We start from the raw sequence: 708 nt of genomic DNA, 5'->3' as shown, positions 1-708 counted from the left end.
CAAATCTAATTTGAGAAATTTTGTCGAAGCAATACTTTATAGAATAAGAACAGGCTGCCCATGGCGTGATTTGCCTAAAGAATTTGGTTCGTATAACTCAATCTTTAAAAAATATAATCGTTGGTGTAAAAATGATAAGTTAATGAAAATATTTAAATTAATTTCTTCAAATGCTGATATGGAATGGGTTTTTATTGATGCTAGTCATGTTCGGGCACACCAACATTCTGCTGGAATAAAAGATCAGGATATTTCTAAAAGCATTGGTGGAAATAGTTCTAAAATACACTTAGCTGTTGATGCGGATGGTAATCCAATCGAAATTATTATCTCCGATGGAACGATACATGATGTCAAGATTGCTCCCAAAATGATTGAAAAACTTGATTTGAGTGAAACGGAAGTATGTTGTGCAGACAAAGGATATGACTCTGAATCATTAAGAGAACAAATATCTGTGAAAAAAACTAAAGCGAATATTCCAAGAAAATCAAATACTCAGTCAAATAATGATCATATGGATTGGTATTTATATAAAATCAGACACTTAGTTGAGAATGCATTTTGTAGGTTAAAGCAGTTCAGAGGAATAGCAACACGATATGATAAGCTAAAGTGTAGCTATGAGGGGGCAGTTGCATTAGCTTGTATATTTATTTGGCTACCTTTATCGGGTAAATTCTATACTTGAAATGTCAACAGACCCTA

General features: G+C 32.8%; 1 protein-coding gene. It reads left to right on the top strand.

All coding sequences use genetic code 11. From position 1 onward, the window contains the following. The coding region (locus tag AC1P5O_RS16730; protein ID WP_305177369.1) for an IS5 family transposase at positions 1–691 on the top strand (691 nt) is incomplete at its 5' end. Between the last annotated feature and the right edge of the window lie 17 nt (positions 692–708).

The sequence above is a fragment of the Prolinoborus fasciculus genome (genome assembly GCF_056724605.1).
This window is presented reverse-complemented; position numbering and strand designations above follow the sequence as displayed.